The sequence below is a fragment of the Citrobacter sp. Cu096 genome (assembly GCF_030332285.1).
GTDB lineage: Bacteria > Pseudomonadota > Gammaproteobacteria > Enterobacterales > Enterobacteriaceae > Citrobacter > Citrobacter meridianamericanus.
The window spans coordinates 68460-83528 of the sequence record NZ_JAOWID010000024.1; the positions used below are offsets into that span (position 1 = coordinate 68460).

At 49.2% G+C, this 15069-nt stretch carries 15 protein-coding genes; 6 read left to right on the plus strand and 9 right to left on the minus strand.

Annotated elements, in window-relative coordinates; translation table 11 throughout:
• Positions 1-86: 86 nt before the first annotated feature.
• Together OGX99_RS10865 and OGX99_RS10870 are read left to right on the plus strand one after the other, a co-directional pair.
• Positions 87-1487 carry a sucrose-6-phosphate hydrolase gene (locus OGX99_RS10865; RefSeq protein WP_151218436.1) on the plus strand — a complete coding sequence of 467 codons (1401 nt, stop codon included), beginning with the start codon at positions 87-89 and terminating at the stop codon, positions 1485-1487.
• A gap of 29 nt (positions 1488-1516) precedes the next feature.
• Entirely contained in the window at positions 1517-2521 is a 1005-nt protein-coding gene (locus OGX99_RS10870) for a LacI family DNA-binding transcriptional regulator (RefSeq protein ID WP_151218479.1), read from the plus strand.
• Between the two features lie 217 nt (positions 2522-2738).
• On the opposite strand, the gene OGX99_RS10875 is transcribed toward OGX99_RS10870, so the two are convergent.
• From OGX99_RS10875 to fieF, 4 genes are all read right to left on the minus strand, one after another.
• Positions 2739-3500: a CDP-diacylglycerol diphosphatase gene (locus OGX99_RS10875; protein ID WP_286541383.1), complete on the minus strand. Its 762-nt coding sequence runs from the start codon at positions 3498-3500 to the stop codon at positions 2739-2741.
• 104 nt (positions 3501-3604) lie between these two features.
• Positions 3605-4594, minus strand: a complete 990-nt coding sequence (gene sbp, locus OGX99_RS10880; protein ID WP_151224160.1) for a sulfate/thiosulfate ABC transporter substrate-binding protein Sbp — start codon at positions 4592-4594, stop codon at positions 3605-3607.
• A gap of 201 nt (positions 4595-4795) precedes the next feature.
• Complete coding sequence (gene pfkA, locus OGX99_RS10885; RefSeq protein WP_151218433.1) at positions 4796-5758, minus strand: 6-phosphofructokinase; 963 nt, start codon at positions 5756-5758, stop codon at positions 4796-4798.
• Positions 5759-5942: 184 nt separating this feature from the next.
• Positions 5943-6845 (minus strand): CDF family cation-efflux transporter FieF, encoded by a 903-nt coding sequence (fieF, locus tag OGX99_RS10890; protein WP_151218432.1) that lies wholly within the window; start codon positions 6843-6845, stop codon positions 5943-5945.
• A 330-nt stretch (positions 6846-7175) separates the two neighbouring features.
• Between fieF and OGX99_RS10895 the strand changes: the two genes are divergently transcribed.
• Entirely contained in the window at positions 7176-7739 is a 564-nt protein-coding gene (locus OGX99_RS10895; protein WP_151224159.1) for a type IV secretion protein Rhs, read from the plus strand.
• On the plus strand, positions 7736-8095 hold the full coding sequence (locus OGX99_RS10900) for a putative T6SS immunity periplasmic lipoprotein (RefSeq protein WP_151218431.1): 360 nt from the start codon (positions 7736-7738) through the stop codon (positions 8093-8095). The genes OGX99_RS10895 and OGX99_RS10900 overlap by 4 nt, the downstream gene beginning before the upstream one ends.
• A 206-nt stretch (positions 8096-8301) precedes the next feature.
• Here the strand turns inward: OGX99_RS10900 and cpxP are convergent, their stop codons facing one another.
• Positions 8302-8802: a cell-envelope stress modulator CpxP gene (gene cpxP / locus OGX99_RS10905; RefSeq protein ID WP_151218430.1), complete on the minus strand. Its 501-nt coding sequence runs from the start codon at positions 8800-8802 to the stop codon at positions 8302-8304.
• Between the two features lie 150 nt (positions 8803-8952).
• On the opposite strand from cpxP, the gene cpxR reads away from it, so the two are divergent.
• The gene (gene cpxR, locus OGX99_RS10910; RefSeq protein WP_003028763.1) at positions 8953-9651 is read left to right on the plus strand and encodes an envelope stress response regulator transcription factor CpxR; all 699 of its coding nucleotides are present in this window, start codon (positions 8953-8955) and stop codon (positions 9649-9651) included.
• Positions 9648-11021: an envelope stress sensor histidine kinase CpxA gene (gene cpxA / locus OGX99_RS10915; protein WP_003840485.1), complete on the plus strand. Its 1374-nt coding sequence runs from the start codon at positions 9648-9650 to the stop codon at positions 11019-11021. Before cpxR ends, cpxA begins: the two co-directional genes overlap by 4 nt.
• A gap of 41 nt (positions 11022-11062) precedes the next feature.
• Here the strand turns inward: cpxA and OGX99_RS10920 are convergent, their stop codons facing one another.
• The 4 genes from OGX99_RS10920 to yiiM all read right to left on the minus strand — a co-directional run bounded on the left by OGX99_RS10920 (position 11063) and on the right by yiiM (position 15003).
• Positions 11063-12313 (minus strand): MFS transporter, encoded by a 1251-nt coding sequence (locus OGX99_RS10920; RefSeq protein WP_151218478.1) that lies wholly within the window; start codon positions 12311-12313, stop codon positions 11063-11065.
• 117 nt (positions 12314-12430) lie between these two features.
• On the minus strand, positions 12431-13387 hold the full coding sequence (locus OGX99_RS10925) for a sugar phosphate isomerase/epimerase family protein (RefSeq protein WP_151218429.1): 957 nt from the start codon (positions 13385-13387) through the stop codon (positions 12431-12433).
• An 8-nt stretch (positions 13388-13395) separates the two neighbouring features.
• Positions 13396-14100 (minus strand): GntR family transcriptional regulator, encoded by a 705-nt coding sequence (locus OGX99_RS10930; protein WP_187254020.1) that lies wholly within the window; start codon positions 14098-14100, stop codon positions 13396-13398.
• 228 nt (positions 14101-14328) lie between these two features.
• Positions 14329-15003 carry a 6-hydroxyaminopurine reductase gene (gene yiiM / locus OGX99_RS10935; protein WP_151218428.1) on the minus strand — a complete coding sequence of 225 codons (675 nt, stop codon included), beginning with the start codon at positions 15001-15003 and terminating at the stop codon, positions 14329-14331.
• Positions 15004-15069: the final 66 nt, after the last annotated feature.

Consider the following 15069-nt stretch of genomic DNA (forward strand, 5'->3'; position numbering starts at 1 on the left):
ATTCTCTGCGGGCGCCGTACCGATAGCGAAATCAATCACTGATACAACGCAGGGTTGTAACTAAACGATAAAATGGACGTGAACTAATGTCATTACCTTCCCGACTGCCTGAAATTTTGCAGGCGGTAATGCAAGGCCAGCCCCGCGCGTTGGCTGATGATCATTATCCTCACTGGCACCATGCGCCGGTGACCGGATTAATGAACGATCCTAATGGATTTATCGAATTCGCTGGCCGATACCATCTGTTTTACCAGTGGAATCCTTTCGCTTGCGATCATACCTTTAAATGCTGGGGGCACTGGAGCTCTGCTGACCTAATCCACTGGCGGCATGAACCAATTGCCCTGATACCAGATGAGGAGTATGACCGTAATGGCTGTTACTCCGGTTGTGCAATAGATCATGAAGGGATCTTACGTCTTTTCTATACCGGCAACGTCAAGTTTGCCGATGGGGCGCGCACGGCGTGGCAATGTCTGGCGACACAGTGCGAAAATGGAGCGTTCAGTAAACAAGGTCCGGTATTGCCGCTCCCGACGGGATACACTGGCCATGTGCGCGACCCAAAAGTCTGGTGGCATCACGATCGCTGGTATATGGTGCTGGGCGCTCAGGATCTGCAGTTGCGGGGGAAAGTGTTACTGTTCAGCTCCACAAACCTACAGCAGTGGCTTAGCCATGGCGAAATAGCGGGCCACGGCCTTAATGGCCTCTCCAGCGGCGGCTATATGTGGGAATGCCCCGATCTTTTTCCCCTCAACGGGACGGATATTCTCATCTGCTGCCCACAGGGATTACCACGTGAAGAATACCGCTTCCTCAACACCTATCCCGCCGTGTGGATGCAGGGGCAGCTCGATTACGCTCGCTCCGCGTTTGAGTGTAGTGAACTCCATGAACTGGACAGCGGCTTTGAATTTTATGCTCCGCAAACCTTGCTATCGAGCGATGGCCGTCGTCTGCTGATAGGATGGATGGGCGTTCCGGACGGCGAGGAGCTGTCGCAGCCAACCTGCGCGCAGGGATGGATTCACCAAATGACCTGCCTGCGTGAACTCACCTGGCGTAATGGCACGCTATACCAGACCCCGGCGCGGGAACTTGCGGCACTTCGCGGCGAAATGCAAGGCTGGCAAGGGGGCGTATTGCGCTTAGTGCCAATGGAGTTGGCTTTTGATATCGCCTGCGGCGACGAACTGACCATCGACTGTGCTGGCGCGTTGCATCTCCGCGTTAACGGTGATGGCTTACGGCTCTCACGCCAAAGTCTACAAACTGCGGAAATCCATCATCGTTACTGGCGCGGGACGGTGTGCCATCTGCACATTTTAATTGACCGCTCCAGCATAGAGATTTTCATCAACCACGGCGAAGGAGTAATGAGCAGCCGTTTTTTCCCCGATTATCCAGGAGAACTCACTTTCACGGGTAGCACGCCAGTTGCATTCCGTTACTGGCCGCTTCTGCCACACATGATAGAATAAATACCTTGAGTTTAAATGACTTTTCCGTGATGAAAACCAGACGCGTTACTATCAAAGATATTGCCGAAATGGCTGGGGTATCAAAAGCGACAGCCAGCCTGGTGTTGAGTGGCCGTGGCAAAGAGATGCGCGTCGCGCAAGAGACGCGTCAACGCGTGCTGACCATCGCCCGCGAACAGCACTATCAACCGAGTATTCACGCCCGTTCATTACGCGATAATCGCAGCCATACTATTGGTCTTGTCGTGCCAGAAATGACCAACTACGGCTTCGCCGTTTTTTCACATGAACTAGAAATGCTGTGCCGTGAGGCTGGCGTGCAGTTGCTGATTGCCTGTACGGATGAAAATCCGGCGCAGGAAAGCATCGCGGTAAATAATATGGTCGCTCGTCAGGTTGATGGTCTGATTATCGCCTCCTGCCTGCATAGCGATGCCGACTACCGGAAGCTAAGCCAGCAATTGCCAATAGTGCTGTTTGACCGCTGCCCGGGAAAAAGCGATCTGCCACTGGTCATGACCGACTCCATTACGCCTACGGTCGATCTTATCTCACGTATCGCCCAAAAGCATCGAGACGAATTCTGGTTCCTCGGCGGCCAACCGAGATTATCCCCCACCCAGGACCGGCTGGCGGGCTTTACTCAAGGTTTGATAAAGGCTGGCGTCGAGCTGCGTCCGGAGTGGGTGATTAACGGCAGTTTCCATCCCAGTTCAGGCTATGAGATGTTTGCGGCCCTTTGCGCACGCTTAGGGCGCCCGCCAAAAGCGGTGTTTACCGCTGCCTGTGGGTTGCTGGAAGGGGTGCTGCGCTATATGAGCCAACATCATTTACTGGCTAGCGATATTCATCTGGCCAGCTTCGACGATCATTATCTGTACGACTCACTCTCTGTGCGCATCGATACTATTCAGCAGGATAACAAGCTGTTAGCCTGGCACTGCTTCGAACTGCTTAATCAATTGATTAATGGCGAAACGCCGCAGTCCCGGCAACGATGTTTACCGGCTACTTTGCAGCTTCGCTTTAGATAAGTATGGCCGTGGCAATAGCTCTTAATACTTATATAGGTTTCCATTAAATAACTCAGCCGGATCACCGTTTCCTGCTGTGTTTCATCTCTGTCTACCACACAGGAACGATCAGCAAACGTAACTGATTAATAACAACACTCGTTATACGCACATGAGAAGTCCCTTTAATTCATATTCCTGGCTTACTCTGAAATAAGAACCCTGCCAGACAATCAAACTAATTTTGAGAATTTGCCAACAGCTTACAGTCGTGATCCTGAATTTCCTCAGCGGAGGCGAGATTGAGCGCCAGCAGATTGCGCTGGGTTGCCAGCAGAACAAAAGACTCATCGCTCTGACGCACCATCGCCATCGCATAGCTGCCCATATGTTCACGCGCATCCGGCACCTCTTCTGCCAGCATCATAAATGGACTGCGTTGCGCCAGTTCATTTTCCGTGACGCGACGCGCCAGATATTCATGACCGCGCAGTCCACCCGGTAAAGGCAGCCAGCGAGTACTGATTTTCGCCAGGTTGTCATCAAGCTGTTGTCTGACATCGGTTCGCAGGCAGGAGATATGAATATGCAGATGATTTTGTGTACGCCCGCTACGCGAGTTAATGGTCAGAGAGACCGCTTTGTCAGGGATTTCGTGGCCGTATTTTTGGCTCATAAAGCTACGCGCCTGCCAGGCCAACCAGAAAAAGTTCGGCGTGCCTGATTTTAACAGCAGTGGGCTTTCTGTACCGTTGATGCGGTAAGTGGGCATCAACAAATATTGCAAAGGGCCATTTCGGTCTTTGAACACCGCATATCCGGCATCTGGCTTCACTTCTGCGCACGGCGCAGGATCCTGCTGCTGCAACTGGTGTGGCAGGCATTGCTGAAGAACAATCTTGCGTAATGCGTCCGGGTTGCCGGTAAATTTCCAGTACCCGATACCTGCAGCGACGGCAACAACCATTACCGCCAGAAAAAGATAGCCTGCTTTTTTCATTACGCGTTTCCTGTATCCCATTGAAGGGCAAGAGTAACGCAAAACCATGACAAATAAAAAACCCGGTTGCGTTAAGCCACCGGGTCGGTAAATCACAGAATTATTTAGCGTTTGCTGATCTGATCGAACGTACCGCCGTTAGAAAAGTGCTCTTTCTGCGCTTTTGTCCAGCCGCCAAACTCTTCGTCGATGGTGAACAGCTTCAGCTTCGGAAATGCGTTTTCGTATTTCTTCGCAACGTCTGCATCACGTGGACGATAGTAGTTTTTCGCTGCAATGTCCTGACCTTCCGGGGAGTAGAGATACTTCAGATAAGCCTCCGCCACCGCTTTGGTGTCTTTCTTTTCCACCACTTTATCGACCACGGAAACGGTCGGCTCCGCGAGGATAGATTCACTCGGCGTCACTATCTCGAATTTGTCTTTGCCCAGCTCGTTCGTTGCCAGCAGCGCTTCGTTTTCCCAGGCGATCAGCACATCACCGATACCGCGTTCTACAAAGGTATTGGTTGAACCACGCGCACCGGAATCCAGCACTTCAACGTTCTTATACAGGGCCTTCACGAAGTCTTGTGCCTTGGCCTGATCGTTGTTGTTGTGGTGTAAAGCGTAGCCCCATGCCGCCAGATAATTCCAGCGTGCGCCACCTGAGCTTTTCGGGTTTGGTGTAATCACTGACACGCCGGGTTTGATCAAATCGTTCCAGTCATGAATTTGTTTGGGGTTGCCTTTGCGGACCAGGAACACGATGGTGGAGGTGTAAGGCGCAGAGTTATCCGGCAAGCGCTTAATCCAGTTTTTATCAATTCGACCACGTTCAGCAATGGCATCAACATCATAAGCCAGTGCGAGCGTCACAACATCGGCTTCAATGCCGTTGATGACGGAGGTTGCTTGCTTACCCGAACCGCCGTGCGACTGACGGATCACAACGTTGTCACCTGTTTCTTTCTTCCAGTGCGTGCTGAAGGCTTTATTGTACTGCTCGTACAGCTCACGCGTTGGATCGTACGATACGTTAAGTAGCTGAATATCCTTTGCCAGAACGCTGGTCGATACCAGCAATAATGTTAACCCTACGCCCCATTTGTTCATCGCCCAGCTCTCTTATGTGATGTTGTAATGAGCAAAGCGTGCCAGAAAGGCATCCAAACATTAAAGAATAAAAAAAGATTTGCTATAACTTCGAGGAATAAAACTGAGGGGTTGCCGGATGGCGGCTAGCGCCTAACCCGGCCTACAACGTGTACTCTTGTCGGCCCGGTAAGCAAAGCGCCACCGGGCAACAAAAAGCAATCAGTACAGTTTTTTCGCGCAGTCCATCCAGTCACCTTTGAACGGACGCTTCATATTTTCGATAGCGTCGATGATGTCGTGGTGAACCAACTGCTCGTTCTGAATACCAACACAGCGACCGCCGTGACCTTCCAGCAGAAGTTCGATGGCATAGGCGCCCATGCGGGATGCCAGAATACGGTCGTAAGGAACCGGGGAACCACCACGCTGAATGTGGCCCAGCACGGTTGAACGCGTTTCGCGGCCCGTTTCCTTCTCGATGTAATGCGCCAGTTCGTCAACGTCACACATGTGCTCAGTGATCGCTACGATTGCGTGTTTTTTGCCCTTCGCGATGCCGGCTTTGATTTCAGCAACCAGATCGTCACGGCTGAATTCCACTTCCGGAACCACCACGAACTCACAACCCCCGGCAATTGCAGCCGCCAGGGTCAGATCGCCACAGTAGCGCCCCATCACTTCAACGATGGAAATACGCTGGTGAGAAGAAGAGGTATCACGCAGACGGTCAATCGCTTCAACTACGGTACCCAGCGCGGTGAAGTAACCGATGGTGTAGTCAGTACCTTTGATATCGTTGTCGATAGTGCCCGGCAGACCGATGCAGGGGAAGCCCATTTCAGTCAGGCGTTTCGCCCCCAAATAAGAACCGTCACCACCGATAACAACCAGCGCATCAATGCCACGCTTTTTCAGGTTTTCGATAGCCACCGCACGGACGTTTTCGTCGCGGAATTCCGGGAAACGGGCTGAACCGAGGAAAGTACCGCCACGGTTGATCATGTCGGACACGCTATAACGGTCAAGTTGAACCATACGGTCTTCATACAAACCCAGGTAGCCATCATGGATCCCCATGACTTCCAGCCCTTCCGTCAACGCTGCACGTACAACACCACGGATTGCTGCGTTCATGCCCGGCGCATCACCGCCGCTTGTCAACACACCGATTTTCTTAATCATGACTACCTCTGAACTTGGAATGCAAAATGAAATCTGCTGCCGGAAGTCGATTCCGCATATCGAAACGATCCAACGAATATGCAGATAGTATAACAATCACTTTCTGCTGAATTGATTCAGGTCAGGCCGAATGGTGGTAATTTATACACAAAATGCTGGCCTGGTTCACTTTTTTTACAACGAATCATGAAAGCTTAAACATCTTGCCTTCCTTGGGTACGACCGAACAGGGATCCTGATGAATGATGACATCTGATCCCGGGAAACGCCGTAAAATTGCCTGCTCAACCTCTTCAGCCACTAAATGCGCCTGAACGAGCGGCAGATTGTCTTCCATTTCCAAATGAATCTGAATAAAGCGGGTCGGCCCTGACTGCCGCGTGCGAAGATCATGGGCGCCACTGACTCCAGGCCATGACGTCACGATATCAATAATTTCCTGACGTTCTTCATCGGGTAAAGCGCGATCCAGCAAGGACTGCACCGCCTCATATCCCATGCGTAATGCGCTAAATAAAATATAGATGCCAATCCCAAGCGCAAACAAGGCATCAGCACGATGCCAGCCGTACCATGCCAGGCCAAGCGCCAAGAGAATTGCACCGTTCATCATAACATCAGACTGATAATGAAGCATATCCGCCCGAACGGCCTGACTTTGCGTGCGTTTCACCACCCAGCGCTGAAACGAGACCAGAATGATTGTACACACTAACGCAATGATGGTGACCGCCACCCCAACACCAGGATCTTTCATTGGCGTGGGTTGGATGAGATGCTGAATCCCGGTCAGGAATAAAAACAGCGCCGAACCGGAAATAAACATGCTTTGCGCCAGTGCAGCCAGTGATTCCGCTTTTCCGTGTCCGAACGTATGTTCATCATCGGCCGGTTGCAGCGAATAGCGCACCACTAACAGGTTGGTTAACGACGCCGCGATGTCCACCAAAGAATCCACCAATGCAGCCAGAATACTGACCGATCCGGTGTACCACCACGCAAAAATTTTGATCAAAAGTAACAGCGTTGCCATCACGGTAGCCGCGATTGCTGCCCGGCTAACCAGCCGTCCATAAGTATGATTCATAAACACTCCCGCCAGAATATGCCGCTAGTATAACGGATGAAGTAAAACAGTCAGGCAATAACCGAGTGACAAATTTTGGGCAAAAAAAACCACATCATGTGGGGGAAGACAGGGATGGAATGTTGTAGCAATACATAACACACTTAAATTAGAAATTTATTCTAATAAAAAATCTACATTACGGCCTATCTTACAGCCTGATCAGCATGATCCATACACCACCTGAATACGTTTTATTCTGAATTTTTGAGACCTCTCTATAACTCTTCCAATGCTCATTTACTTTAGATGTACGATAAACACTCAATCAACATATCTTGAGGGATTAAGATGGCGTATTACCCTAATTCTATTGACTGGCAACCGATCAAGGAAGGAGGTCTGCGTAGGCTAAAGCTTGACGAGATAAATCTTGCAAACTCGCTCTTTGGCTTCAGCATTCTTTACCAGCAAGTTTGGGTTCATCTGGAAAGTTATCTTCCTTTTGATAGTCAAAACCCCGGCCAGGCGATGACGCCCAACGGCGAAATGTGGTTTAGAAAAATAAAATACGAAGATGATTTCTCGATGCCTACAAAACAGCCAACTCCAAATGCCCAGCATCTATTTTTACATGAAATGATGCATGTTTGGCAGCACCAATATGGAATGTGGGTACGAACACGCGGAGCGTTCTCATGGGCAGCTGATTATACATACAGTCTAAATGAGAAAAACTTACTTGATTACGGACTGGAGCAGCAAGCATCCTTAGTCAGCGATTACTGGTTGTTAAAGCATTATGGGTTTGATGGGCATAGCGATCTGTATGTTTACCGTGATTATGACCCAGAAGAACCGGTGCTGGAGTTAATTCAGAAATATGAAAAGGTACTAGGGGACTTTCCGATATGAAGAAATCGATCACTTTTCTCCCTTTACTTTTATTTCTCGCCGGGTGCCCAGGGAAAGATAGAGAGGGTGCAGAGTCCGGCGAAAGACGGGCGATCTACGTAGACAACAATCGTGTTTGCTTTACCACTGATAAAAACGATGTGTTAAACCGCTATATTCTGTCAACTAATAGTATAGAAAATAAAAAATTATTAGTTGGCGATTTTAAGCATCTCACCTACCCAAGTACCTGCTTTACGGTAAATTTAGAAAAAGGGTTAGTGTATGGCGCAAGCTATACCTTAAATGGAAAAAATCACTACTACACCTTTATCATTACCAATGATGGCATTGTGTTGGATTTAGGAAAAAGCTAAGCATTATTATCAGAGTACACGGCCCTACATAGAGGCAGTAAGTTACATTGAGGTCAGCCACACATAACAAAAGCGTTTATACGCTCCAAATATCTTCTGTAAGTAGCTGCTTGTCTTTGGTAATTCGCTGTAATTTGGGCAAAAAAAACCCCCACATCATGTGGGGGAAGACAGGGATGGTGTCTATGGCAAGGAAAACAGGGGTACTACTGGGAACGTGAGTTGCTACTACTCAATAAATTTAACGATGAGCTTTGTTTCCATTGCGCTACGTCGCGCAGTTGCTCCATTCGTTGTTCATGTTTGTCATTTAAAACCGCTTGCTGCTCGGGCGTTAACAGGCGATACATCTGATTGCGAATCCTGGCTATTTCAACCTGGCGAGCAACCTGTTCTTGCGCCATTCTTTCTGCCTGAGCGCGCACAGCGCTTTCATCAAATTTCTCTGCGGTGACAAGGCGATGCATTGTCTCCATTTCGCTAACATTAACAGGAGGCTGTTCGTGTCTTGCCTGCTGCATTAAATCTCGCATCTGTTGACGTTGATGTTCGGTTAAACTGATACCGTCAAACATGTGGCTCTGTACGCTGCGTTGCGATGAGCCATCACCCAGGTGCCAGTGATCGCCTGTGACGACTTCAGCTGCATGGCTTAAAGTACTGAATGCCAGCGTTGAGGCCATGACGGCAGCGGTAACTTTGCCCATCACTTGCTCCCAAAATCTTTTCTGTCGCGATTCAACGAGAGACAGTTTACGATTCGGGCTGCAAACATGCGTCAGGGGGTGTAAAACAACGTAAAGTCATAGATTAGCGACGCCTGATGACGTAATTTCTGCCTCGGAGGTACGTAAACAATGAATAAAATCCTGTTAGTTGATGATGACCGAGAGCTGACTTCCCTGTTAAAGGAGCTGCTCGAAATGGAAGGTTTCGATGTGCTGGTTGCCTATGATGGGGAACAAGCGCTTGAGCTTCTTGATGACAGCATCGATTTACTTTTGCTCGACGTCATGATGCCGAAGAAAAACGGTATTGATACGCTGAAAGCACTTCGTCAGACACACCAGACTCCCGTAATCATGCTGACCGCTCGCGGCAGCGAATTGGATCGCGTACTTGGCCTTGAACTGGGTGCGGACGACTATTTACCTAAACCGTTCAACGACCGTGAACTGGTCGCGCGCATCCGCGCTATTCTGCGTCGCTCGCACTGGAGTGAGCAGCAGCAGAACAGCGACAACGGTTCGCCGACGCTGGAAGTGGATGCGTTAAGCCTTAACCCGGGCCGCCAGGAAGCCAGCTTTGATGGGCAAATCCTGGAGTTAACCGGCACCGAATTCACCCTGCTCTATTTGCTGGCACAGCATCTTGGTCAGGTGGTTTCGCGTGAACATTTGAGCCAGGAAGTCCTGGGCAAACGCCTGACGCCTTTCGATCGCGCGATCGACATGCATATCTCGAACCTGCGTCGTAAGCTGCCAGAGCGTAAAGACGGACACCCGTGGTTTAAAACTCTGCGTGGTCGCGGCTACCTGATGGTCTCCGCTTCATGATAGGGAGCTTAACCGCACGCATCTTTGCCATCTTCTGGTTGACGTTGGCGCTGGTGTTGATGTTGGTGCTGATGTTACCCAAGCTCGATTCACGTCAGATGACCGAGCTACTGGACAGCGAGCAGCGCCAAGGGTTGATGATTGAGCAACACGTTGAAGCTGAACTGGCGAACGACCCACCCAACGATTTGATGTGGTGGCGTCGCTTGTTTCGGGCAATAGACAAGTGGGCGCCGCCAGGACAGCGGTTATTGCTTGTTACGACGGAAGGACGCGTGATCGGCGCAGAACGCAACGAAATGCAGATCATTCGTAACTTTATTGGTCAGGCCGATAACGCTGACCATCCGCAAAAGAAAAAATACGGTCGCGTTGAGATGGTCGGGCCTTTCTCCGTCAGAGACGGGGAAGATAACTACCAGCTGTATCTCATTCGACCTGCCAGCAGCTCACAATCAGACTTTATCAACCTGCTGTTCGACCGACCGCTGTTGTTGCTGATTGTCACTATGTTAGTCAGCTCTCCGCTATTGCTCTGGCTTGCCTGGAGCCTGGCGAAACCGGCGCGAAAATTGAAAAATGCGGCGGATGAAGTGGCCCAGGGCAACCTGCGTCAACATCCGGAACTGGAAGCGGGTCCGCAGGAGTTTCTGGCGGCAGGCGCCAGCTTTAACCAGATGGTGACGGCGCTGGAGCGAATGATGACCACGCAGCAACGCCTGCTGTCGGACATCTCTCACGAATTGAGAACGCCGTTAACCCGTCTGCAACTGGGCACTGCGCTGCTGCGCCGTCGTAGCGGTGAGAGTAAAGAGCTGGAGCGTATTGAAACCGAGGCGCACCGGTTGGACAGCATGATCAACGACCTGCTGGTGATGTCGCGTAATCAGCAGAAAAACGCGCTGGTCAGTGAAACGGTGAAAGCCAATCAGCTGTGGGGCGAAGTGCTGGATAACGCCGCCTTTGAAGCGGAGCAGATGGGTAAATCGCTCACGGTGAATTTCCCGCCGGGTCCGTGGCCGCTGTACGGTAACCCAAATGCGCTGGAAAGCGCGCTGGAAAACATTGTGCGCAATGCCCTGCGCTATTCACACACGAAGATCGAAGTGGGCTTCGCGGTGGATATCGACGGGATCACCATCACTGTAGACGATGATGGCCCGGGCGTAAGCCCTGAAGACAGAGAACAGATTTTCCGTCCGTTCTATCGTACCGATGAAGCCCGCGATCGCGAGTCTGGCGGAACTGGTCTGGGTCTGGCGATTGTTGAAACCGCAATCCAGCAGCATCGCGGCTGGGTGAAGGCCGAAGACAGCCCGCTGGGTGGTTTACGGCTGGTGATTTGGTTGCCGCTGTATAAGCGTTCTTAACAGACTTCCCCGGTAATTATATTACCGGGGAAGCTCTCACCTTATGCCGCTGCCGTTGCAGCCGCCAACTTTTGCTTTTTAATCCGCTTCACCAGAATAGTCGAGCAGACAAAGCCCATTAAGCTGAACGCAATCATTACGCTAAATACATAGTTGTATCCCGTGATGCCGCTATTGGTATCCAGAAGATAGCCGTATAACGTATACGCAAACATGGCTGGCATGTAGCCAATGATACAGCCAAACGCCATTGCCGAACCGGCATACTCGCGCGGGGTACCAATCTCATCCATCGGCGCGAAGAAAATGGCACGCTGGGAGAAAATAATCGCCCCAAACCCTAATGTCGCCGCCATACCGATATACACATTCATTGTTTGATGCGGCAATTGCATGAAAACAAGCATCGCCACGGCGGAAATCAGAAATGTCCACTTCAGGTATATTGTCGGCGATTTAGCCACCTTGTCCGCCAGTAGCCCACCAATCGGCCCTCCCACCATTTTCAACGCATACTGATTGATGATGCCGTAAGCGCCAACGAGGGCTACCGGAAGCATATAGATATCTTTCAAGAACGGGATGAAGTAGGTCAGCCCACAGTATGCAGCGTAAACGAAGAAAATCCCTAGTGAAGCCAGCCAGACGTTAGGACAGGACAACACATGCTTGATACCCTTTAACACTTCCATGTTGGCACTGGTTTTCTCGCCACCTTTAACTTCGTCATTATCGACAATAAAGTACGTCACAATACCTGCCGCAATGGTGATGAGCGTATAAAACAACAACCCCGCCTGCATGCCTGCTTTCCCCTCACCAAACTGGACGAAGACAAACAGGGCACCAGAAGCGACAATGACGTCTACCACACCGCGTCCGGCCTCTAAAAAGCCAAACATGCGACCTTGTTCTTCTTTCGTGCCCAGCAGACGTACGGCTTTCAGCAATACCGGCCAATAAACCACATCGGCAAAGAACGCCATTGCAGCAAAGCAAATGAGATAACCGGTAAATGACGGTAGCGTTGCCAAATATAAGCCGCAAAGCCCAACACCAATGAGACCTAATGGTAATAATATTTTCTTAGAATAACGATCTGCGATATAGAGCGAAAGAAAAAGCCCGGTTGTCTGAACAATCGTATAAACCGTAAAACTCAAGCCAATTTGCGTATTGGTTAAGCCCCAGTCATTTTGCATTGGCACATAGAAAACATCTTTCATACTTGAAAGTTTAAATATTGTGCCGCCGCCTAAAATTAAAAAACAGAGTCTTGCCCATTTATTCATGAACATGATTAAACCCTCATTGCTTGTTGAGAGAAATATTCAGTTAAAATATTTAACTAATAAAGTAGATAGACTATTTGCATAATCCTTTTTACATATTAATAATATTAAGGAAATTTATTGATTAGTTATAAATTTATCGCATAAAGTACGAATATATTTTATTTGTGCAAGAGCATGTTCTTTTTCCAACGCTAGTCGCGCGTCAATCTTGTCACTCTCGGGCAGCGGTGTATAACTTGCATCACGCCATGGGATCCAGGGGTTATCACCTTCATCATCGAAGCGAAATGCTGGAGCATAATATTCAACTTCTTCTTCCAGACCAAAAGCATAGACTTGCGGCTTATCTTCACCTAAAAGTAATAATGCCTTAAGCATCTCTTCCATTGGTAAGTCACCATACCCTGATCGACAAGCCTCATGCCCCCAACCTTTACCTTCTTTAATAATTTTAGCGTCTTTGATATGCACCTGAGTGATCAAAGGAGACATGATTTCTAACGCAGAAAGCGGCTGCTCATTGGCATTAATCATGTTGCCAAAATCAAACAGAATAGAGAGATTCTTCATTCCACTATTTTTAACCAGCGTCACCAACTCATGACTTTGCAGGTCTTCATGTTGTTCAATAGTAAAGCTTAGCCCGCAGTCGTCATACCGGGACAACCACGCGATATCTTTAGCAATCTTCGCCATAACATCGTTGAGATGCCCTTCATAGCGCGGGTAGAAACGTACTGACGTTGCGCCAGTCGCCATCGCAATACGGATCGCATCCGTCAACGTCTCTTGGTCCGATGCGCTCGTTTCAATATGTACATCCAGGTTATGTTGTTTGGCTTTCTCTTTAAAGTCGTGTAACTGCCGATCGTTCAGTTTCTGTAGTGATTGGGATTCACCATCTTCAACATGTATTTTCACGCCCTTTAATTTTTGCTGGTGCGCAATATCCAGAAGATCGCCCGGAAGGACTCTCTCATAACGCATATTCAGATGAAAAGCATAAGCATGTAGATACAGTGGTATATTTCTCGCACGTTCAGCAAGAAGTTCCTGGTTAAATTTATCCATTATTTCTCTCATTCATCACGAATAACAAGTTCCACTGATTCAAGTCGCCAATACTCAAAGTCAACCTGAACCACTTTTTTATCTCGGGTGGCCCGATGTTTTTCTACTAAAATTCCATACGTATTAGGCGCAACGCCCAGTTCTTTGCAGGCCACTTCTGGCATATTGACCGGTTTAAAGATCATTTCTTTGATGTTTAAAATATGACCATATACATCTTCCCAGACGCTTGCAAAAGACTGAGTACCCAGTTTGTTAATAAATTCTGGCGCAATATCGGCATCAATATAGGATTCATGGTAAAACACTTTATGCGAATCAAGCCCACACCAGCCGGTAACTAAATAACGTTCGCCGGAGGAGAGAAAAACCTCTTCAACATGATGCGGAACGGTCTCAATCGTTTCTTTGGTTAAATAATCCCAAAAAGGTTTACGACCCTGAGCACAGGCTTCAGCATTGAAACTGGAAAGTGATTTAGGGTTATAAATAAATCGCTTCGACGAAATAAACCAACCACTGCGGTTCTTTCGGAAAATACGTGCATCGATCTCAAGCTCAATCAGAACCTGACGTAAGGTCATGCGCTTCGCATCCAGCAACTCACATAACTCTCTCTCTGAGGGCAACTTGGAGCCCGCTGGCAAATTATTCTCGTTTAACCAGCTTTCAAAGCGCTCTCTGAGAACATCAACATTGTTTTTCTTTTTCATTTTTCTCAATCTGGTTTAAACCAATTTGAAGCTAAGATATTTGAGTGCAGGAAATACTCAAGTTTTTTTTCAACGCAGAGTTTCTTTTTGTGGGCCAGGTATCAAGAATGCCCTGAAAGCAGGGTGTGGCAGGGGGGGTTTTTACCCGCTTTAGTACGCAGAGATAAGTGCTACGAGAGAAGTAAATCAGGTGTCACCACCTGATTTAATTGCATGAACAGAGTGAGTCTATTTTCCCCACAAACGGCGGGAATTGTCTTCGATTTTGCCGCTTAAACGACGCTTTTGCATCGTTCTGGTCCAGCTTTTCGATAGCCCGGCAGCCGACAATAAACGGTGATATTGCGAGTCATCAAACGGCATATGCCAGGCAATAGCAATCGCCTCCCGCACACTGACGTCGCTCACGCGTGACGCCAGGATCAACGGCGCGTCTGCCGATACCAGCCCGGGCGCGATAACGCTGCACAGCCAGCCTGTCTTGCCCGCATCCTGCATCTGGCTGGCCATATCGCTGATGCCAAAATGGAAATTTAGCTTGAAGCACGGCGAGCGTGGCTGCGTGACCTGAATCAACGCTTCCCCCCACTGGAAAATATCGCCAATATACACATTATCTTCCGTCAGCCCCTCAGTAGAGAGGTTCTCACCAAAAGCAGGCGCAACGAACAATTCCGTCTGTTCAGGAAAGGCTTGTTTCCAGTGCTGATAGTGTTCACGCGGATAGTGACACAAGGCGCGATCTGGCCCGCCGTGAATTTTCTTTTCCGCCTGCTCATCACCCGTCAGCCCCAGTTCAGTCAGCATCAACTCGCCGTCAACCTGAACCTTAGCAATCGCACTGGGACGGCTTCCCGTGTAGTCCCGAACTTTGCCTGTAAAAACATCGACCGGATATCGCATCTGTTCCCTCTCCCGATAAATTTCCACCATTACACCACATTTATTTTATCCCAGTCGCTCAAAATG

Coding starts and splice junctions, on each gene's coding strand:
- OGX99_RS10925 (WP_151218429.1), bottom strand. CDS start 13,387: ATGGATAAATTTAACCAGGAACTTCTTGCTGAACGTGCGAGAAATATA.
- cpxR (WP_003028763.1), top strand. CDS start 8,953: ATGAATAAAATCCTGTTAGTTGATGATGACCGAGAGCTGACTTCCCTG.
- fieF (WP_151218432.1), bottom strand. CDS start 6,845: ATGAATCATACTTATGGACGGCTGGTTAGCCGGGCAGCAATCGCGGCT.
- OGX99_RS10920 (WP_151218478.1), bottom strand. CDS start 12,313: ATGAATAAATGGGCAAGACTCTGTTTTTTAATTTTAGGCGGCGGCACA.
- OGX99_RS10930 (WP_187254020.1), bottom strand. CDS start 14,100: ATGAAAAAGAAAAACAATGTTGATGTTCTCAGAGAGCGCTTTGAAAGC.
- OGX99_RS10875 (WP_286541383.1), bottom strand. CDS start 3,500: ATGAAAAAAGCAGGCTATCTTTTTCTGGCGGTAATGGTTGTTGCCGTC.
- OGX99_RS10865 (WP_151218436.1), top strand. CDS start 87: ATGTCATTACCTTCCCGACTGCCTGAAATTTTGCAGGCGGTAATGCAA.
- OGX99_RS10900 (WP_151218431.1), top strand. CDS start 7,736: ATGAAGAAATCGATCACTTTTCTCCCTTTACTTTTATTTCTCGCCGGG.
- OGX99_RS10895 (WP_151224159.1), top strand. CDS start 7,176: ATGGCGTATTACCCTAATTCTATTGACTGGCAACCGATCAAGGAAGGA.
- OGX99_RS10870 (WP_151218479.1), top strand. CDS start 1,517: ATGAAAACCAGACGCGTTACTATCAAAGATATTGCCGAAATGGCTGGG.
- cpxA (WP_003840485.1), top strand. CDS start 9,648: ATGATAGGGAGCTTAACCGCACGCATCTTTGCCATCTTCTGGTTGACG.
- yiiM (WP_151218428.1), bottom strand. CDS start 15,003: ATGCGATATCCGGTCGATGTTTTTACAGGCAAAGTTCGGGACTACACG.
- pfkA (WP_151218433.1), bottom strand. CDS start 5,758: ATGATTAAGAAAATCGGTGTGTTGACAAGCGGCGGTGATGCGCCGGGC.
- sbp (WP_151224160.1), bottom strand. CDS start 4,594: ATGAACAAATGGGGCGTAGGGTTAACATTATTGCTGGTATCGACCAGC.
- cpxP (WP_151218430.1), bottom strand. CDS start 8,802: ATGGGCAAAGTTACCGCTGCCGTCATGGCCTCAACGCTGGCATTCAGT.